The sequence below is a fragment of the Wolbachia endosymbiont of Tetranychus urticae genome, from assembly GCF_046529255.1.
Classification (GTDB): domain Bacteria; phylum Pseudomonadota; class Alphaproteobacteria; order Rickettsiales; family Anaplasmataceae; genus Wolbachia.
Map to the genome: position 1 here is coordinate 1,364,932 of NZ_CP114181.1, position 19,511 is coordinate 1,384,442.

14 protein-coding genes, 1 tRNA gene and 10 pseudogenes are annotated in these 19,511 nt (G+C 34.1%); 11 read left to right on the forward strand and 14 right to left on the reverse strand.

All coding sequences use genetic code 11. The features are described from left to right. Nucleotides 1-78 precede the first annotated feature (78 nt). From O1Q06_RS07120 to O1Q06_RS07130, 3 genes and pseudogenes are all read left to right on the forward strand, one after another. Nucleotides 79-518, forward strand: a pseudogene (locus O1Q06_RS07120) (IS630 family transposase); the annotation flags it as partial. A gap of 16 nt (nucleotides 519-534) precedes the next feature. Then, a pseudogene (locus O1Q06_RS07125) lies at nucleotides 535-858 on the forward strand (transposase); the annotation flags it as partial. Nucleotides 859-891: 33 nt separating this feature from the next. Next, the gene (locus O1Q06_RS07130) at nucleotides 892-1,071 is read left to right on the forward strand and encodes a diacylglycerol kinase (protein WP_410543173.1); all 180 of its coding nucleotides are present in this window, start codon (nucleotides 892-894) and stop codon (nucleotides 1,069-1,071) included. 6 nt (nucleotides 1,072-1,077) lie between these two features. Here O1Q06_RS07130 and O1Q06_RS07135 read toward each other — a convergent pair whose 3' ends face one another. The 5 genes and pseudogenes from O1Q06_RS07135 to O1Q06_RS07155 all read right to left on the reverse strand — a co-directional run bounded on the left by O1Q06_RS07135 (nucleotide 1,078) and on the right by O1Q06_RS07155 (nucleotide 6,556). After that, the gene (locus tag O1Q06_RS07135) at nucleotides 1,078-2,010 is read right to left on the reverse strand and encodes an RluA family pseudouridine synthase (protein WP_410542528.1); all 933 of its coding nucleotides are present in this window, start codon (nucleotides 2,008-2,010) and stop codon (nucleotides 1,078-1,080) included. A gap of 65 nt (nucleotides 2,011-2,075) precedes the next feature. Next, nucleotides 2,076-2,792, reverse strand: coding sequence for a hypothetical protein (locus tag O1Q06_RS07140; protein ID WP_410542529.1), 717 nt, complete (start codon nucleotides 2,790-2,792; stop codon nucleotides 2,076-2,078). Nucleotides 2,793-2,912: 120 nt separating this feature from the next. After that, on the reverse strand, nucleotides 2,913-3,833 hold the full coding sequence (locus O1Q06_RS07145) for a hypothetical protein (protein WP_410542530.1): 921 nt from the start codon (nucleotides 3,831-3,833) through the stop codon (nucleotides 2,913-2,915). A 41-nt stretch (nucleotides 3,834-3,874) separates the two neighbouring features. Beyond that, a pseudogene (locus O1Q06_RS07150) lies at nucleotides 3,875-5,707 on the reverse strand (ComEC/Rec2 family competence protein). Continuing rightward, nucleotides 5,688-6,556, reverse strand: a pseudogene (locus O1Q06_RS07155) (IS982 family transposase). The pseudogenes O1Q06_RS07150 and O1Q06_RS07155 overlap by 20 nt, the downstream one beginning before the upstream one ends. A gap of 538 nt (nucleotides 6,557-7,094) precedes the next feature. On the opposite strand from O1Q06_RS07155, the gene cutA reads away from it, so the two are divergent. From cutA to O1Q06_RS07170, 3 genes are all read left to right on the forward strand, one after another. Continuing rightward, nucleotides 7,095-7,430, forward strand: coding sequence for a divalent-cation tolerance protein CutA (cutA, locus tag O1Q06_RS07160; protein WP_010402294.1), 336 nt, complete (start codon nucleotides 7,095-7,097; stop codon nucleotides 7,428-7,430). Next, a tRNA-Gln gene (locus O1Q06_RS07165) sits at nucleotides 7,421-7,492 on the forward strand. Before cutA ends, O1Q06_RS07165 begins: the two co-directional genes overlap by 10 nt. A 21-nt stretch (nucleotides 7,493-7,513) precedes the next feature. Next, the gene (locus tag O1Q06_RS07170; protein WP_015587954.1) at nucleotides 7,514-8,059 is read left to right on the forward strand and encodes a hypothetical protein; all 546 of its coding nucleotides are present in this window, start codon (nucleotides 7,514-7,516) and stop codon (nucleotides 8,057-8,059) included. Here the strand turns inward: O1Q06_RS07170 and O1Q06_RS07175 are convergent. The 3 genes and pseudogenes from O1Q06_RS07175 to O1Q06_RS07185 form a co-directional block, all read right to left on the reverse strand. After that, entirely contained in the window at nucleotides 8,056-8,346 is a 291-nt protein-coding gene (locus O1Q06_RS07175) for a hypothetical protein (RefSeq protein WP_410542531.1), read from the reverse strand. The two genes, O1Q06_RS07170 and O1Q06_RS07175, sit on opposite strands and share 4 nt — an antisense overlap. A gap of 29 nt (nucleotides 8,347-8,375) precedes the next feature. Further along, nucleotides 8,376-8,699 (reverse strand): annotated as a pseudogene (locus O1Q06_RS07180) (transposase); the annotation flags it as partial. A 16-nt stretch (nucleotides 8,700-8,715) separates the two neighbouring features. Beyond that, nucleotides 8,716-9,155: pseudogene (locus O1Q06_RS07185) on the reverse strand (IS630 family transposase); the annotation flags it as partial. 86 nt (nucleotides 9,156-9,241) lie between these two features. Here O1Q06_RS07185 and O1Q06_RS07190 point away from each other — a divergent pair. After that, a pseudogene (locus O1Q06_RS07190) lies at nucleotides 9,242-10,125 on the forward strand (IS982 family transposase). A gap of 510 nt (nucleotides 10,126-10,635) precedes the next feature. On the opposite strand, the gene dapE reads toward O1Q06_RS07190, so the two are convergent. Continuing rightward, the gene (dapE, locus tag O1Q06_RS07195; protein WP_410542532.1) at nucleotides 10,636-11,832 is read right to left on the reverse strand and encodes a succinyl-diaminopimelate desuccinylase; all 1,197 of its coding nucleotides are present in this window, start codon (nucleotides 11,830-11,832) and stop codon (nucleotides 10,636-10,638) included. Nucleotides 11,833-11,874: 42 nt separating this feature from the next. Between dapE and O1Q06_RS07200 the strand changes: the two genes are divergently transcribed. Further along, entirely contained in the window at nucleotides 11,875-13,140 is a 1,266-nt protein-coding gene (locus O1Q06_RS07200) for an iron-containing alcohol dehydrogenase (RefSeq protein WP_410542533.1), read from the forward strand. A gap of 562 nt (nucleotides 13,141-13,702) precedes the next feature. Here the strand turns inward: O1Q06_RS07200 and O1Q06_RS07205 are convergent. Both O1Q06_RS07205 and O1Q06_RS07210 read right to left on the reverse strand, forming a co-directional pair. Beyond that, nucleotides 13,703-14,683 (reverse strand): annotated as a pseudogene (locus O1Q06_RS07205) (IS481 family transposase). Nucleotides 14,684-14,764: 81 nt separating this feature from the next. Continuing rightward, nucleotides 14,765-15,752 (reverse strand): IS630 family transposase gene (locus O1Q06_RS07210; protein ID WP_410542534.1). Its coding sequence is split into 2 segments (ribosomal slippage): nucleotides 14,765-15,292 and nucleotides 15,294-15,752, totalling 987 coding nucleotides; the frame shifts between segments, so codons are not numbered across the junction. Between the two features lie 173 nt (nucleotides 15,753-15,925). Here O1Q06_RS07210 and O1Q06_RS07215 point away from each other — a divergent pair. From O1Q06_RS07215 to O1Q06_RS07225, 3 genes and pseudogenes are all read left to right on the forward strand, one after another. Next, complete coding sequence (locus O1Q06_RS07215) at nucleotides 15,926-16,273, forward strand: IS630 transposase-related protein (protein ID WP_410542358.1); 348 nt, start codon at nucleotides 15,926-15,928, stop codon at nucleotides 16,271-16,273. Nucleotides 16,274-16,329: 56 nt separating this feature from the next. Next, nucleotides 16,330-16,587, forward strand: coding sequence for a hypothetical protein (locus tag O1Q06_RS07220; RefSeq protein ID WP_410542535.1), 258 nt, complete (start codon nucleotides 16,330-16,332; stop codon nucleotides 16,585-16,587). Between the two features lie 109 nt (nucleotides 16,588-16,696). Further along, nucleotides 16,697-17,677: pseudogene (locus tag O1Q06_RS07225) on the forward strand (IS481 family transposase). Nucleotides 17,678-17,726: 49 nt separating this feature from the next. Here the strand turns inward: O1Q06_RS07225 and O1Q06_RS07230 are convergent. The 3 genes and pseudogenes from O1Q06_RS07230 to O1Q06_RS07240 all read right to left on the reverse strand — a co-directional run bounded on the left by O1Q06_RS07230 (nucleotide 17,727) and on the right by O1Q06_RS07240 (nucleotide 19,412). Next, nucleotides 17,727-17,981 carry a hypothetical protein gene (locus O1Q06_RS07230; protein WP_410542536.1) on the reverse strand — a complete coding sequence of 85 codons (255 nt, stop codon included), beginning with the start codon at nucleotides 17,979-17,981 and terminating at the stop codon, nucleotides 17,727-17,729. 24 nt (nucleotides 17,982-18,005) lie between these two features. Further along, on the reverse strand, nucleotides 18,006-18,386 hold the full coding sequence (locus O1Q06_RS07235; RefSeq protein ID WP_410542537.1) for an IS630 transposase-related protein: 381 nt from the start codon (nucleotides 18,384-18,386) through the stop codon (nucleotides 18,006-18,008). 24 nt (nucleotides 18,387-18,410) lie between these two features. Further along, nucleotides 18,411-19,412 (reverse strand): annotated as a pseudogene (locus tag O1Q06_RS07240) (IS630-like element ISWpi10 family transposase). Nucleotides 19,413-19,511: the final 99 nt, after the last annotated feature.

The window sequence follows — 19,511 nt, forward strand, 5'->3', positions numbered from 1 at the left end:
TCATCTATTTTTTTCTATTTGTTGAGTTTACCCTACTCTCCTGACTTTTCTATTCTCTTTTTAATCCAGAATTAGCGTTTTAAAAAAGGCAGTAGGACACAGGTTAAGGTAAAATTAGGTAGGAAAATTTTTATCTCTATAGTGCAGTTAATCCCAGAAATGGAGAGAATTTTAGCTTATTTGCACCAAACGTCAACACTGATTGTATAAATATATTCCTTGAACAGATGTCGCAATATTTAGGAATACGAAAGGCTTTTCTCTTGATGGATTGCGCTAGTTGGCATAAGTCAAAAAATTTAAAGGCACCTAAAAATATCGAAATTATATACCTACCACCATACTCACCTGAACTCAATCCTGTTGAGAGGTTTTGGTTATATATAAAACAGAACATTTTACGCAATAAAATCTACGATACAATTGTTCTGCTTGAATGCGCTTTGTGTAAATTTATTACCTCTCTTTCCCCTTCCACGGTTAAACAACTCTGCTATGCTTCTTATTTGGTTCATTAATAATGAGAATTAGTATAAGAAATTAACCGGTCTTTTGTTTGGTGATAAAGGCTATATTAAAAAAGAGCTTTTCCAAGAGTTGTTTAACCGCGGTTTGAAACTTGTTACCAAGGTGAAAAAGGGGATGAAAAACGCATTAATTTCACTACATGAAAAGATTTTGCTGAGAAAAAGGTCGATCATTGAGACGATTTTTGGCTACCTCAAAAATAGACTTGAAATTGAACATACTCGCCATAGATCTCCCGTTAATTTCTTGGTTCACATCTTTTCTACTCTCATTTCCTATTCCTTGAAATCCAAAAAGCCTTCCATTTCCTATACTTTCTTCCTTCCTTAATCCAGAATTAGCGTTTGTATAGCGGGAATTGGTATAAGTAGCCTATTTTTGGTGTTAATTGTAGAAATTATTAACACTGCTTTTGAAACAACAATTGAGCGTATTTCCAGTGAACAACATATACTTTCAAAAAAAGTGAAAGATCTAGGTAGTGCAGCAGTTTTTCTCCCATTAATTAACCTTTTGATAACATGGATGATAATATTGATATGAATGTTGTTAAGATATATTTTCAAATTCACCGATTAAGACTTGCATGTCTTGTGGTAAATCAGAAACAAATTCTATATATTCTTTACTTTTTGGATGATATAAGCCTAGCGTGTGAGCATGTAGTGCCTGTCTATTGAAATTACGGATAAAGTCAGAGTTTTTAGCATGTTTTTCACTTTTACTACTATTTTTTCCGTAAACTTGATCACCAACTACAGAATGTCCTATGTGGCTCATGTGTACTCGAATTTGGTGTGTTCTGCCTGTCTCTAAAGTACATTTAACCAGGCTTGCTTGCCCTATAATTTTCTTCACTGAATAATGAGTGATTGCTAATTTACCTGCTGTTTTTGTGACACACATCATTTCTTTATTACTGCGTTTTGGAGCAATATGGGTTTTTACTGTTCCTTGCAGATTAGGTAATGCTCCCCAAATTACTGCTAAGTATTCCCTTTTTATTTTACGATTTGATAGCAGTTCAGACAAGAAGCTGTGGGATTGTTCATTTTTTGCAATTACCATGAGTCCACTAGTATCTTTATCAAGCCTGTGAACAATTCCTGGTCTTGTATTTGTATATGGAATTTTGCCAAGGTGAGCGATCACCGCATTCAGGAGTGTATCATTGTTTGTTCCAGCACCTGGGTGTACTGTTAATCTACTTTGTTTACTCAGAACTATAATGTCCCCATCTTCGTAGATGATATCAAGCTTTATATTATAGTTAGGTTCAATTGATGTGGATATGTCAGGTTGAACGAGATGTACTATATACTCTTCACCTGGTTTTACTATGTGGTCATTATTAATTATCGGCGTGCCAAATAATGTTACCCGCTCATCTTGTACCAATCTTTGCGCTTTACTGCGTGATATGTTGCACTTTTTAGCTATGTAAGTATCTAGCCTTAATTTTTTTTTCGTCACTATTAACATTTAAGGTTATATCTATGGTCACTACCCTGCGCAAGCTACTTTGAATGCTGCATGAACATCTGGATTCACAAAATCAACTTTTGTACTAGGTTGAATTTGAAGGCCGTCTTGTTTTTAATATGGCAAATTATTTGAGAGCCATCTTTCCAGTAAATTATTATTTTATTATCAAAATCCCGTAGCGTTAACTCCCTCTTTTCTTCTTTTTTATCTTTTTCTTCTAGCTTAATAGACTCTAATAAATAATATAGAAAGTCACTTGCTTTACCGTTAACTTTTTTTCTCCATTCATCCATTTTTTCTTGTTCAGATAATTCTTTTTCCAATTTTGCATTTTCTTGCTCCAGCTCTTTCATCCTTTTTTTTGATTTTAATAGTCTATTTTTTTCTTTTGCTTTTTTCTCTTCATCCCGTTGTTTGTCAAAAGGAGTAGCAGTAATACTGCCTTCACTGCTATTAGGTTCATTTGATTGAGTCTGTTTATTCTTTAATTCCTCTAGTTCATCTTTTACTTTTTTTAGTTCTTCTTCTAATTCCTTCTTTATCTTTTCCGCTTCTTCTTGCTTTTTCAACATACAAAAAAAATCGTTGTCGTTGCTAATTATTTCTTCTCTAGATTGAAAAAAGCCAACAAATCTGCTTGGTTCAAATCGCTCAACCTTATCTTCAGCGATTTTAATAGTATTCTCTAAATTAGAAAAAATGCTTTCAATGTTTAGTGAATTTGTTCTTTTTGCCAACCCTTTAGCTTCGCTTAAAATGACCATCATTTCCTTACGCAACTTATCTAAATCTTTTTTTGATGTCTCCTCTAATTCCTTGTAGATGACAAGTGTTTCTTGAATTTCATCATTTGCAGCCTTTAGAAGGCTATTATCAAGTAGATCTTTAACTTCATCTAGCTACTTATCAAATGAAGCAACAATTTTATCTGTAAAATCAGTCAAGTGCTTATCAAGTAATTTTATCAATTGAGATATAGAATCATTTTCTTCCTCATCTTTTGTCTTTTTTTCTATTACCGATACAACCCCACCTCTTCTGAATGGAAAGAGAATATCCAAATTGTTAAACTTTTTAACAATATTATGATTATTGTTTATCTCATTGTTTTTTAGCTTGCTGAATGTTATACATATCCCAACAATAGCAATGATACTAGCCAGTGCAACTATGGCCCATTCCAAATCCTGAACATTGGCAAAGCTAAATCTATTTTGTATTAATGCGCCAACTATAATTACAGTGCTAATTATATATGTTATGGTAAGAAAAATGGCCTTATTTTTATTCTCTTGTCTTTGATCATCTAATGTTTTTCTTTGATTTTCAGAAATTGGCAAAATTATTGAAAAGTTTGCTTTTTTGCGACCTACAAGACTTAAATTTGGTTTTATCTCTATTTTTAGAGCATTTTCAGCAAGTTCACTTATCTCGTTGTCTTTGCCACCTCTAATTTTATCATTTATTAATTCCTCTATCGGCTTTTTTCCTTCTTTTATCTTCTGCTTATGCATATATCTCATAGCAGAAGAGGCTGCAAAAGTTGTTAAAAGAATAATAGAAACCAAAGTATAAATTGGCATGAATGTTGGGTTAAAAATATCTGTAATAAAGCTTAAATTATTACTAGTTATTATTGCAGCTACATAAGCCAAAGAAAATTGAAGCCAAGTATTTACAGCTGCTATAGGTAGAGTGTTACTTACGGAATATTTCTTTGCTGCACGCCATAATCTAGGGAAAAAACCAATAGCATCATCTATTTTGGCAAAATTATGATCTACTTTAACACTTAAAGGATTTATTATATCTAAAGGCATAAACTTCCTAGCACCTAATTAATTATATACTAATAACACTTTTAAAACAAGTTTTTTAGCTTATGCCAAGGACGATTAGAACGCACTTTAATAACCTTTATGCCACCATCTGTTAGCCAAACAGAGTGTGTGCCATATGCCTCTAAGTCAGCATACTTGATGGTTTTAGTATTGCAAGCTGGATAGTTGAATTTGCTTAGCTGAATTGCTAGATCGACATTGTTACAACTTTCTACAATATCTTCTTTTTTATAAGCTAGCAACACTGACTTATTATTTCCTTTATTATATATACAGTCATAATCATTACATTTTAGCCTTTTGTTTGAATTACTGAATTTAGTGTGATTCAAAATTTGATTCTGCCCGTTTTGTTTAGTCCATGTTTTGACAACAAAGTTCCTATTTTTCCTAGTAAGAGAATATAGTAAACTGTCATCTTCTTTTACAGCAAGATTATCAATACTGACCAGGATGTCAGGGGTTCTATACATAGCGCTAGAGAAAATACCCAGCACAATAAAGAAAATTCCAAAAAAACGCCAATTCCTTTCCCATAAGCATAGCCACAATAACCCAAGTGTTATTATAATAATTGATGAGCCAGGAAAAGTGCGAGTGGGAATAACCAAATACTGAAGACTAGCGATTGCATTTGTTATACACAAGATACTGTCAATTGGGCGCTCTATAAATGGCGCTATAATCCATTCAATACCTAAAGGAATCAATAAAACATAAATTATTCCAAGTGGAATAATAATGAGTGTAACTATTGGTATAGCAATCAAATTTGTGATAATGCCACTGATTGAACAATAGTTAAAATTGTATATTGTGTACGGAACAGTTGCTAAACTTGCTATGACTGAGCTGATCATTATCGACACAAAATATTTTATTATTTTTATTTTGAATAACTTATGAGCATTGAGCTGATAGCTGGCAACTAGTGCCAAAACAGCAGAAAATGACATTTGAAAACCTGGCTTTAAGATTGCTTCTGGCTCCACTATGAGTATCATCGAAGCAGCAAACGCAATTGCTATTAATTCTCGATATTGCCTTTCTATGATTATTGCAACAAGTACCAAGATCACCATGACGTAGGCACGCTGAGCAGAAATTTGCATACCGGTAATCAACAAATAAAAGGTAGTTGGCAAGATAGTAAAGAATGCAGATATTTTTTTAGTGTTATATTTAAGAGTCAAAGTTTCAGATATTGCAAATAAATTACGGAATACTATAAAAAACAGACCAGCAACAAACGATAAATGTAAACCAGATATAGCGAATAAATGTGCTATACCTGAATCTCGTATCGCATTCATAGTTTTTTGATCTATCCCGTCTTTTTTGCCAATTAATAATGCAGAGATTATGTCCGCGTGTGGCTTTTTGGTATTTTGCTGTAGGTTTTCATAGATATATTGACGGAAAGATTCTATATACTCTTGAAATTTTCTTGCTTCAGCCTTTTTGTACAGGACTATTTTGCTTGTTGCAAAGCCTGTTGCACTTATTTTCTGATAATATGCTATTCTTGCGAAATCATATGCATATTCCGAAGGCGCAATTTTTGGAGGAAAGAGTTTTGCTGATAATTTTACTTGATCCCCTATTTTAATGCCTTCTTCCGCTTTGGTTTTAACTTATATTCTGATGTTATCCAGCTTGAACTTCGTGTTTTTTATTTCATAAAGCAAAAATTGTTTATATGAGCCCCTATCGTTAATATCCTTCACTGTAGCAACAATATCTTTCACATACCTTTCCTTATCAAGAATGTGAGTATTAACTGAATCTGTTCTGAATTTGCTGGCTGTAAATCCTATGAACGCTAATTCTGGATTAAGGAAGGAAGAAAGTATAGGAAATGGAAGGCTTTTTGGATTTCAAGGAATAGGAAATGAGAGTAGAAAAGATGTGAACCAAGAAATTAACGGGAGATCTATGGCGAGTATGTTCAATTTCAAGTCTATTTTTGAGGTAGCCAAAAATCGTCTCAATGATCGACCTTTTTCTCAGCAAAATCTTTTCATGTAGTGAAATTAATGCGTTTTTCATCCCCTTTTTCACCTTGGTAACAAGTTTCAAACCGCGGTTAAACAACTCTTGGAAAAGCTCTTTTTTAATATAGCCTTTATCACCAAACAAAAGACCGGTTAATTTCTTAGTTAGGTTTGCTACAGGCTCTCTATCGTCAACATTACCTCTTGTAAGCGTAAAAGCTTGAATTTCACCTTTCTCGTTAATTATCAAATGTAGTTTAAAGCCGAAAAACCAGCCATATGTACTCTTGCTTAATTTTGCAATTCCAGCAAAAACCTTATTTCTTGATATTCTTTTTGCATGGCAAACTGCAATAGGAGTTGTATCTATGTATGAGATTCCAGTAAGTTCTGACCATCCGCAAAGGCACTGTAATAGCATGGCTAAATGCCACAAAACCCTGGGCTTTAGAGCAACAAACCTAGTGTATGAAGGCAACTTCGAAAACTCTGATTTGTAGAGCAATGTTAGGTAATGCAGGTAGAAAGCCTTAAAATTTTCACAGGGAGATTGCTGATACAGGAGGATTATTGTGATAATTTCCGAATGTGTAATTTCTGGCACTCTTGTGGGTTTTTACCGTTTGGCAGTAGTTTATCTGCAAAATTTTTCTCTATATCTCTGCAAAAATCATCGACCAGACAAAACAGTTTTGTTATATCTTCCATGGGTAACCTCATCTATTTTTTTCTATTTGTTGAGTTTACCCTACTCTCCTGACTTTTCTATTCTCTTTTTAATCCAGAATTAGCGTTAATGGTATCCGTTCAAGAAAGTAGTAAGGTAGATGAGAAAAGAAGACTAAATGAATTTCATCCGAGTAGCTGACACTGGCATCTATATAAAGACAATCTAATGCACTCATTTAAAGTGAAGTTTTCTGGATCCCAGTGTCTAGGCACTGGGATGACAAGAAAAGAGTTGACTTGAATGACACCGAATAGGTACTGGGACAGAGGCTACTTGAATAATATTTTACCATGTCATTCCAGCACTTGATGCTAGAATCCAGAAGTTTTTTGAGCACAAAAGTCATGCTAAGTTTTTGTTGTTAAGAAAGGCTGGATAGCTACTTGCATGACAAGAGGAGAACTACTAAATGACATCTTCAATTTCTGTGTGTCAAGCACTGAAGAAGTCTCTTCTATTTTCTCTTGATGAATAAATCTAAGTGCAGTATAGTGAAGTGCATTTATGTAGCGATTAATGAGCAATTTAGTTTTAGTCTATATAACTTTTTCAAACTTGAAAGAGGCTAAGGCTATTTCTGAAGAATTGTTAAATGAGAAGTTAATTGTGTGTGTAAATATATTTCCTGAGGTAAATTCTCTGTATCTATGGGAAGGTAAAATTAATAGTAATTGTGAAGTGGTGACAATTATGAAGAGTAGGAATGATCAGGCTGATAAGATTGTAGAAAAAATCGAGGCAATGCATTCTTATGATCAACCAGCCGTTGTGATAATACCCATAGGAAAAGCGAATAAATCTTTTACTAATTGGGTTAATAATGTTATTGATATAAACAATATTGGGGTGTAGCCAAGTGGTAAGGCAGCGGTTTTTGATACCGCCACGCGAAGGTTCGAATCCTTCCACCCCAGCTTTATTGAAGTGTGCGTGAAATGATATCACTTTTTTATAAATTAAGGTTATTTAATTACATACTGGGCAGTTTGAAAGATATAGTTGTTAAGCTATTTCTTTTCACTCTGTATCTTTATACATCGAGCATTATGCTCATGTTTCTCACCAGTGGCTTTTGGTATGCTGTAGAATTTAGCTCTTTCAAAAATGCATTTTACCATTTATATCAATATTTAAAATGGTATTATGAAAATAGAGATGATTTGGGTTATGGAGTTTCTATTAGAATATTAGTAGCGTTTCTTACTCCACATTTTCTCTACAAATTATTTTCTGGCACAGGCTGGAAGTCTTTTTTCAAGGAAAAGATAGTTCAGATACTCAGCACAAGAAGAAAAATGAGTAATAAACCAAATGGTAGTAGTTATGGTTATAGTAATAAGAACAGTTACGGTAACAATAATCTTCAAGAGGCAGAACGGAAAGTAAATATGATAAAGCAGCTATTAATCCAAGATATAGATGAAGCTATAGAAAAAAGATTAAATGATATTTTTCTTGGTGAGAGGGGCAAACCTCATTAAAAGGGCTTTATCTTTTTTAAAATTGGCTGTATTTTGTTTTTTACGTATATCGGATCGCAGTCAGCCAGTATAAATGTTTCAACAAAATCTTGGCTAAAGTCTGACAGCCAGGAAATTGCTTTACGTTTCTCTACCAAGCTTTCTGTTTTTTTACAGTTACTTGCTGCATCAATCGTTGCCTGTAATATCACTGATTGCCACAGTACGAAGTACCTTTGTATATCATCTAAAGTGCTATTTGCTTCGTGATGGTGAAAAAATTCTTTGAAATTGAAGTTATTTGACATTATGTACCTCTTTAAACGCTAATTCTGGATTAAGGAAGGAAGAAAGTATAGGAAATGGAAGGCTTTTTGGATTTCAAGGAATAGGAAATGAGAGTAGAAAAGATGTGAACCAAGAAATTAACGGGAGATCTATGGCGAGTATGTTCAATTTCAAGTCTATTTTTGAGGTAGCCAAAAATCGTCTCAATGATCGACCTTTTTCTCAGCAAAATCTTTTCATGTAGTGAAATTAATGCGTTTTTCATCCCCTTTTTCACCTTGGTAACAAGTTTCAAACCGCGGTTAAACAACTCTTGGAAAAGCTCTTTTTTAATATAGCCTTTATCACCAAACAAAAGACCGGTTAATTTCTTATACTAATTCTCATTATTAATGAACCAAATAAGAAGCATAGCAGAGTTGTTTAACCGTGGAAGGGGAAAGAGAGGTAATAAATTTACACAAAGCGCATTCAAGCAGAACAATTGTATCGTAGATTTTATTGCGCAAAATGTTCTGTTTTATATATAACCAAAACCTCTCAACAGGATTGAGTTCAGGTGAGTATGGTGGTAGGTATATAATTTCGATATTTTTAGGTGCCTTTAAATTTTTTGACTTATGCCAACTAGCGCAATCCATCAAGAGAAAAGCCTTTCGTATTCCTAAATATTGCGACATCTGTTCAAGGAACATATTTATACAATCAGTGTTGACGTTTGGTGCAAATAAGCTAAAATTCTCTCCATTTCTGGGATTAACTGCACTATAGAGATAAAAATTTTCCTACCTAATTTTACCTTAACCTGTGTCCTACTGCCTTTTTTAAAACGCTAATTCTGGATTAAAAAGAGAATAGAAAAGTCAGGAGAGTAGGGTAAACTCAACAAATAGAAAAAAATAGATGAGGTTACCCATGGAAGATATAACAAAACTGTTTTGTCTGGTCGATGATTTTTGCAGAGATATAGAGAAAAATTTTGCAGATAAACTACTGCCAAACGGTAAAAACCCACAAGAGTGCCAGAAATTACACATTCGGAAATTATCACAATAATCCTCCTGTATCAGCAATCTCCCTGTGAAAATTTTAAGGCTTTCTACCTGCATTACCTAACATTGCTCTACAAATCAGAGTTTTCGAAGTTGCCTTCATACACTAGGTTTGTTGCTCTAAAGCCCAGGGTTTTGTGGCATTTAGCCATGCTATTACAGTGCCTTTGCGGATGGTCAGAACTTACTGGAATCTCATACATAGATACAACTCCTATTGCAGTTTGCCATGCAAAAAGAATATCAAGAAATAAGGTTTTTGCTGGAATTGCAAAATTAAGCAAGAGTACATATGGCTGGTTTTTCGGCTTTAAACTACATTTGATAATTAACGAGAAAGGTGAAATTCAAGCTTTTACGCTTACAAGAGGTAATGTTGACGATAGAGAGCCTGTAGCAAACCTAACTAAGAAATTAACCGGTCTTTTGTTTGGTGATAAAGGCTATATTAAAAAAGAGCTTTTCCAAGAGTTGTTTAACCGCGGTTTGAAACTTGTTACCAAGGTGAAAAAGGGGATGAAAAACGCATTAATTTCACTACATGAAAAGATTTTGCTGAGAAAAAGGTCGATCATTGAGACGATTTTTGGCTACCTCAAAAATAGACTTGAAATTGAACATACTCGCCATAGATCTCCCGTTAATTTCTTGGTTCACATCTTTTCTACTCTCATTTCCTATTCCTTGAAATCCAAAAAGCCTTCCATTTCCTATACTTCCTTCCTTAATCCAGAATTAGTGTTTTAAGTTGAAAATTAGAATTTGAAGTAGTGCGAACGTTATCTTGCTGAAGCGGTCATGCAAGCCTTTATGACAGTCAGACCGGGTTTTGTATGAGCTATAAATGTTTAAGAAATTCTTAGAAGCATCTGGGTAGGTAGAGCCGGGTAGCAAAATAAGGTAGACGAGAAAAGACAACTATAGAAAAAATGATCAATGCGCGACACTGGAAAATTCATCACAAACAAGACAACATTTTCGATCAAAAATCAGTGTCTGAGCACTGGCATTATAAAGGAACCTATGTCAGCTACTTGCATGACACCGATTTCTCTCTTATACTTTTTTTGTCTATCTTTATTTTGCCACTCTGCTGAACAGATACCATATAATTTTCGCTAATAAGCTTTTTACTGAGTTTTTGTTATTGAGCTTGCACAGATCAAAGACGAGTTTTGAGTCAAAAATACCCTTAATATTATAATAAGGGGTTGGTAAAATGTGTCTAGTAAGTTTTCTTCTCTATGCAACTGCACCTCAAGCTAATAATGGACTATCAGGCGTATTACCAATTACATTGATTTGGTTTAATATTTTATTAGTTGGGTAAAAATAATTTTTTATAAACTCCTTATATATAGCTGTTAATTTATGTATATCGTCTATTGATACGCATTCATTTACCTGATGTGCGGTTTTGTTGATCATACCAAATTCAATTACTGGACAAATATCCTTAATAAACGCAGCATCAGATGTGCCACCATTTGTACTCAGCACAGCATCAATACCAGTAATTTTATTTATCGCATCAAGCATAATATCAGTATTTCTATCAGGAGTAGAGAGAAAAACGTCCCTGCTGCTCTGCATAGAAAGTTTATAATCGTTAGTCACATTGGCGCATATTGCATCAATCATCTTATATAAAACGTCCGGTGTTTGTGTATTGTTATATCGAACATTAAAACCTGCTGCTATTGAACTAGGTATTAGATTATTAGTATTATTTCCAACGTCGATAGTAGTAATTTCGCAATGTGAAGGCTGAAAATATTTATTACCAGTATCAAAAGTGGTATCTTTCATCTTACTTAATATCGATATCATTTTATATATTGGGTTATCCGCTAGGTCTGGGTAGGCAACGTGCCCTTGTTTACCATGGCAAATCAATTTAAATGTTGCAGAACCTCTTCTACCTATTTTTATGGTATCACCTAATTTCTCACTACTCGTTGGTTCTCCAACTATACAAAAATCTATCTTTTTTTGCTTACTTTTCATCCATTCCAAAACGGCCTTTGTTCCATGTTCTTCCGTGCTTTCTTCAGCACCGGTAATCAATGCACTGATTGAACCACTGAATCGAAACTTACCTGCAACTGAATCTACCATAGCAGCAATAAATGCGGCTATTCCACTTTTCATATCAGCTGCTCCTCTTCCATATAGCATTCCATCTCTAACTTCTGGCTTAAATGGATCAGATATCCAATCTTTTAACTCACCTGGTGGTACAACATCAACATGTCCAGCAAAACACAAGTTTGGTACTCCATTTATATATTTCGCATAAAGATTTTTAACTTTATTACCAAACTCTAAAATCTCACATTCAAAACCACTTTTCTTAAGAATGGCTGCTATATGCTCTATTGCCCCATCGTCTTTTGGTGTTATACTTTTAAAAGAAATTAATTTCTTAGTTAGTTCTACAGGGTCAATCTTCATATCAATCTTGAAATACTAACATTACCGTATTGTAAACATACTATGCGATATTTAAAACAAATATTACAGCACACAGAACAAGTTCTTATTAGGGAAGTAACAGTACTTGCTGATAATATCTATGAAATATGTAGACAATACGGAAATGACATTTTTCTGATTGCAGATGAAAATACAGCAAAACTTTTAAACAAAAACATACTTAATAAAGTTTCTCATTTAATCATTCCAGCCACAACTGTCATTCCAGCGCGTGACTATGATGGATCGCAGTGTCACGCTACTTGGATGACACCAAATAGACTGAACAGCGCTGCTTCCCTCCAAACTGTAAACCTAGTTAGAAATAAAGCAAAAGATAGTGACTTAATGGTTGCATTTGGTAGTGGCACTGTTAATGATATCTGCAAATATGCAAGCTACCTCGAGAAAAAAGATTATATATCGTTCCCAACAGCCGCTTCCATGAATGGGTATAGCTCTGCAAACGCTTCAATATTAGTTGATGGATATAAAAAATCGTTCGGAGCACATCTTCCAAAGGCAATATACATTGATAACGATATAATTGCCAACGCACCACCACGCCTCACATTAAGTGGATTTGCAGATTTCATCTGCCGTTCAACAGTACAAGCCGATTGGCTATTATCTCATCTATTACTTGGCACAGAATATAATGAACTCCCCTTTAAACTTGTTCGCAATCTGGAGGAAATTTTGCTCAGAGAACACTTGGCACTTGCTAAAAAAGATAAAAGAGTAGTTTTATTACTTATGGAAGCCTTATTGATTTCAGGACTCGGAATGGTGATGTCAAAAGGCAGTTACTCTGCAAGTCAAGGAGAACATATGATAGCTCATGCAATTGAGATGGTCACACAGGATTATACCTCCTCGTTACATGGGGAAAAAATTGCTGTGACAACGATTAGCATGGCTAACTTGCAAGAGGAGATATTGTCAATACAAAACCCGATTACCAAACCGATCACTTTAGATGTAAAACATATAACTCAGTGCTTTGGTAATACCGAATTTATAAAAATTCTAAAGCAGAAGCAAATGATGCAGCAAAAAATTCAAGAGATTATTTACAAAGAATGGAGTAATATTTCTAGTTTAATTAAGCAAAATTTACTATCTGCAAAACACCTGCAGAAAGTATTTGAAGATCTATCAATTCCGTACTTACCGGAGCATCTTAATTGGAACAAAGAGCAATATTGCAAGGTAGTCAATCTTACATTTGCAACAAGAGATAGATTCACCTTTCTTGACCTGGCTGGTTGTATAGAAAAAAGTTAGATTTTGTGTATTCGTTCAGTAGGGTAGCAAAATAAGATAGACAAAAACACAGTAACAAATGGTGTCATGCAAGTAGCTATCCAGCCTTTCTTAACAACAAAAACTTAGCATGACTTTTGTGCTCAAAAAACTTCTGGATTCCAGCATCAAGTGCTGGAATGACATGGTAAAATATTATTCAAGTAGCCTCTGTCCCAGTACCTATTCGGTGTCATTCAAGTCAACTCTTTTCTTGTCATCCCAGTGCCTAGACACTGGGATCCAGAAAACTTCACTTTAAATGAGTGCATTAGATTGTCTTTATATAGATGCCAGTGTCAGCTACTCGGATGAAATTCATTTAGTCTTCTTTTCTCTTTTTCTTATTTTACTACTCTGATGAACGGATACAAAAAAAACTCATGCACCTTGATGTAATACCAATTCTCATTATTAATGAACCAAATAAGAAGCATAGCAGAGTTGTTTAACCGTGGAAGGGGAAAGAGAGGTAATAAATTGTGTGATTCATAGAGGTTATTGCAACTAATTTATCAGATCAAGTCTGAACTTGAAATATCTGTTAAGAGGTTTTGTATTTTTGAAGTGACTTTAACTCTTGGTTATGTTTGTAATTTTGCATGACAAATGTTTCTTTTGATGAAGTATAATTTTTTTGTATTTCACTTAGACAAGGAATTGTTTTTTCCAGTTCTTTATATTTTTCCCAAGGAGTCTTTCCCTGAAGAAAGCTATGAGGACGTTGTTTATTATAATATTCTTCCCAATCCCTAAGCTTGACTTGCAATTCATAATCCTTAATGTTAACGCTACTATAAAATTCATCTAAATCTGTACGCTGCGCTCTTTCTACTTTACCATTTCAATGTGGGGAAAACGGCTTAATTGGACGGAATTTTATTTTCCATTCTTTTAGACACTCTTGCACTTCGTAAGTAAAAAATTCTTGTCCTCTATCGGTTTGAATCCTTTGACAATGAAATGGAGCCCTTTCCCTTAATTGTTTTAAGAAATCCAGAGTATTTTTTGAAGTACGCCTTGAGTATAATGCGATAACTTTATAACGCGTACAATCATCTATAGCAGTATATTGATAAAGCCCCGAGGATATTTTGCAAACATCCATTTGTACACGCTCTCCTGGCACTTTGCAGTTATAACGCTTAATCTGCTTGCGATAGTGGCGTTTAATACGTAAAAGACTTACATCGTGTTTCTTCAAAATTTTGTGTATAGTAGCCAATGCAAAAGAGATATCATGTAAACGCTTCAATTCAGCTTGAATACGTCTTGCTCCTAATTTTCTAGCTTTTCTCAGATGAAGAATGAGCTGCTCATTTGACTCGTTGATTTTTTGTAAGGGTAAAGTTTTAGGCCTGCTACTAAGGTTTGACAATCCCTGTGCACCTAGCTTTTCATAACGTTTGTACCATTTTCGTAAGGTAAAGCGTGAAATGTTATAGTGTTGACACACTTTACCTGCATGACCTAATTTTTTGTATAATTCTATCCAATTCAAACGCAACTTAACTTTGGTATCCATTTACTGATTGCCTCTTGTTGATGAATTTATTCATATTGTTGTAATAAGGTATTTAAACTATCACAAGTCAAAGTTTTTATTTTATCTTACATTTTTGCTGTAATAACCTCTATGAATCACACAAATAAATTTACACAAAGCGCATTCAAGCAGAACAATTGTATCGTAGATTTTATTGCGTAAAATGTTCTGTTTTATATATAACCAAAACCTCTCAACAGGATTGAGTTCAGGTGAGTATGGTGGTAGGTATATAATTTCGATATTTTTAGGTGCCTTTAAATTTTTTGACTTATGCCAACTAGCGCAATCCATCAAGAGAAAAGCCTTTCGTATTCCTAAATATTGCGACATCTGTTCAAGGAATATATTTATACAATCAGTGTTGACGTTTGGTGCAAATAAGCTAAAATTCTCTCCATTTCTGGGATTAACTGCACTATAGAGATAAAAATTTTCCCTACCTAATTTTACCTTAACCTGTGTCCTACTGCCTTTTTTAAACCACCCATGTCCAACTTTCGAATGTGTACCAAACCGTGATTCATCGAAGAAAAATAGCTCTTTTTCAGAATGCATGACAATAGTTTCATTGAGGTTTTTTTTAAAACTCCTCTTGCTTGTTTTTATCTTGTCCACTATGAACTGGTCTTGGTGTGATATATGAGAATTTCATTCTTTGCATATTACGATGTATTGCGGATTTGCTGATATTCAAACCAAATCTTTCTTGGATTCTTATTCTCATTTCTCTAATAGTAATATTGGGGTTTTCCTCTATCCACAACTCAATTCGTTCAAGTTGACTTTGGTTCAATATAGTTTTTCTACGGCGTTGAGGTGGAGCAAATAATTTTTCTTCTCTTCCAAATTTTATGTGCTTTATCCATGTAGTAATTGCCTTTCTCGAAATGTAACATATTTTTGCTACAGCTGTTATACTGTGCTTTTTTGCTGCAATTACAGCATTTAGTTTTTTTGCAACATACGCATTATTTCTTACTCTCTTCAGCATCTCTTTTGCTGATTTCACCACTTTTTCATCCAATAATTTTGATCTTAATGCCATCTAAACCTCGCTATTTTACTTACTTCAGTATGGCTTTTTTCCATTATTTTCTATTCGTTGCTTGTATAGCGGGAATTGGTATAAGTAGATCTTGCAAGCATTTTAAGATTGCCGGTTCACTATAGTATTTCCTAAAGTAAATGATAAAGGTATAATAAAGTATTTGAGTTATAATGGCATATAGTGTGGATTTAAGGGAAAAGGCAGTATTGATGATAGAAAAAGGGAAGACAAAGGTTGAGATAGCAGAGCTCATGGAGATAGGAATAGCAACGCTGTACCGCTGGTTAAAAAAGAAAGCTGCTGGTGAAAGCCTAAAGCCATCTAAAAACGGTAGCTTTATTCGAAAAATAGACCCAAAAATACTCGAAGAATATGTTACAAAGAATCCAGATCATACTCTGGCAGAGATGAAACAAAATCTTGGATTTGGAATAAATTCAATTTGGTATAGACTAAAACAGGTAAAAATTACTTTAAAAAAAAGTCACACTATATCAAGAGCGCAATCAAGAAGATAGGCAGCAATTTATTGATAAAATCTCAAAAATAGATCATTCCAGCATCTTATATATAGATGAAGCAGGAGTTGATAATAAGTTATACCGAGAATATGGACGTGCTCCAAGAGGAAAGAAAATTTATGCAGATATTCCAGCGAGAGAGAATCGGTATAGTAGCCGGGTGGATTGGAATGAGATTTATTGCACCAATGACTTTCAAAGGTGGGTGTGACAAAGAGGTATTCAATATATGGTTGGAGAAACCTAAATTGCCACTTGGCACAACCATAGTTATGGATAATGCTACATTTCATAAGATGTGTGATTCATAGAGGTTATTACAGCAAAAATGTAAGATAAAATAAAAACTTTGACTTGTGATAGTTTAAATACCTTATTACAACAATATGAATAAATTCATCAACAAGAGGCAATCAGTAAATGGATACCAAAGTTAAGTTGCGTTTGAATTGGATAGAATTATACAAAAAATTAGGTCATGCAGGTAAAGTGTGTCAACACTATAACATTTCACGCTTTACCTTACGAAAATGGTACAAACGTTATGAAAAGCTAGGTGCACAGGGATTGTCAAACCTTAGTAGCAGGCCTAAAACTTTACCCTTACAAAAAATCAACGAGTCAAATGAGCAGCTCATTCTTCATCTGAGAAAAGCTAGAAAATTAGGAGCAAGACGTATTCAAGCTGAATTGAAGCGTTTACATGATATCTCTTTTGCATTGGCTACTATACACAAAATTTTGAAGAAACACGATGTAAGTCTTTTACGTATTAAACGCCACTATCGCAAGCAGATTAAGCGTTATAACTGCAAAGTGCCAGGAGAGCGTGTACAAATGGATGTTTGCAAAATATCCTCGGGGCTTTATCAATATACTGCTATAGATGATTGTACGCGTTATAAAGTTATCGCATTATACTCAAGGCGTACTTCAAAAAATACTCTGGATTTCTTAAAACAATTAAGGGAAAGGGCTCCATTTCATTGTCAAAGGATTCAAACCGATAGAGGACAAGAATTTTTTACTTACGAAGTGCAAGAGTGTCTAAAAGAATGGAAAATAAAATTCCGTCCAATTAAGCCGTTTTCCCCACATTGAAATGGTAAAGTAGAAAGAGCGCAGCGTACAGATTTAGATGAATTTTATAGTAGCGTTAACATTAAGGATTATGAATTGCAAGTCAAGCTTAGGGATTGGGAAGAATATTATAATAAACAACGTCCTCATAGCTCTCTTCAGGGAAAGACTCCTTGGGAAAAATATAAAGAACTGGAAAAAACAATTCCTTGTCTAAGTGAAATACAAAAAAATTATACTTCATCAAAAGAAACATTTGTCATGCAAAATTACAAACATAACCAAGAGTTAAAGTCACTTCAAAAATACAAAACCTCTTAACAGATATTTCAAGTTCAGACTTGATCTGACAAATTAGTTGCAATAACCTCTATGAATCACACATCTGAAATGTAGCATTGTCCATAACTATGGTTGTGCCAAGTGGCAATTTAGGTTTCTCCAACCATATATTGAATACCTCTTTGTCACACCCACCTTTGAAAGTCATTGGTGCAATAAATCTCATTCCAATCCACCCGGCTACTATACTGATTCTCTCTCGCTGGAATATCTGCATAAATTTTCTTTCCTCTTGGAGTACGTCCATATTCTCGGTATAACTTATTATCAACTCCTGCTTCATCTATATATAAGATGCTGGAATGATCTATTTTTGAGATTTTATCAATAAATTGCTGCCTATCTTCTTGATTGCGCTCTTGATATAGTGTGACTTTTTTTTAAAAGTAATTTTTAGCTGTTTTAGTCTATACCAAATTGAATTTATTCCAAATCCAAGATTTTGTTTCATCTCTGCCAGAGTATGATCTGGATTCTTTGTAACATATTCTTCGAGTATTTTTGGGTCTATTTTTCGAATAAAGCTACCGTTTTTAGATGGCTTTAGGCTTTCACCAGCAGCTTTCTTTTTTAACCAGCGGTACAGCGTTGCTATTCCTATCTCCATGAGCTCTGCTATCTCAACCTTTGTCTTCCCTTTTTCTATCATCAATACTGCCTTTTCCCTTAAATCCACACTATATGCCATTATAACTCATACCAAATTCCATTACTAATCGAACAAATAAGAAACATTACAAACTCGTTTAATAGTAGCACTGGAAATACTGACAATAAAATTACACAGAACATCTTCAAGTAAGCCTATGGTATCGTAGACTCTGTTGCGTAAAGTATTGTGTTTGATATATTGCCACAACCTCTCAACAGGATTCAGTTCTGGTGAATAAGGAGGCAAGTATATAATGGTAATGTTTTTCTGAATTTTCAAACTTTTTGATCTATGCCAGCCTGCACAATCCATTACAAGAAAGGCTTTTTTCGTGCCTAAATCTTTCGACATCTGCTCCAGAAATATATTCATACAATCAGTGTTTACATATGGAGCAAGTAGGCTAATTTTCTTACCACTTCTTGGATTTACCGCACTGTAGATATAGAAATTTTGTCTACCAATTTTCATTTAACCTGCGTTCTGACCCCTTTTTTAAACCATCCGTGTCCGATTTTTGAATGAGTTCCAAATCGTGATTCATCAAAAAAATACCTCCTTTTCAGGGTGGGAATTGACTATTTTATTGAAGTATTTTTTAAACTCTTCTTGCTTGTTTTTATCTTGTTTATGGTGAATTGGCCTCGGTGTTATATAAGAAAACTTCATCCTTTGTATCTCACGATGCACTGTTGATTTGCTAATGTTTAGGCCAAATTCCTCTGAGATTTTTATTTGCACTTCCTTAATAGTAATATTTGGATTTCTTTCTACCCATATTTCAATTTGCTCACGTTGATTTTTGTTTAATTTGCTTTTTCTTCGCCGCTGAGAAGGGGAAAATAATTTTTCTACTCTACCAAATTTTATGTGCTTTATCCATTCAGTCAAAGCAGTCCTTGAAATTTTACATATTCTTGCCACAGCGCTTATACTACTTTCTTTTCCTGCTATCACCGCTTGTAACTTTTTTGAAACATATGCGTTATTTCTGACCTTTTTTAACATTTCTTTCGCCAAATTTACAACTTTTTCGTCTAACAGTTTTGATCTTAATGCCATCTAAACCTCGCTATTTTATCTACTCTAGTATCACTTCTTTCCCATTATTGTCTATCTGTTCTTTACATAGTGGGAATTGGTATCAAATACTTTATTATA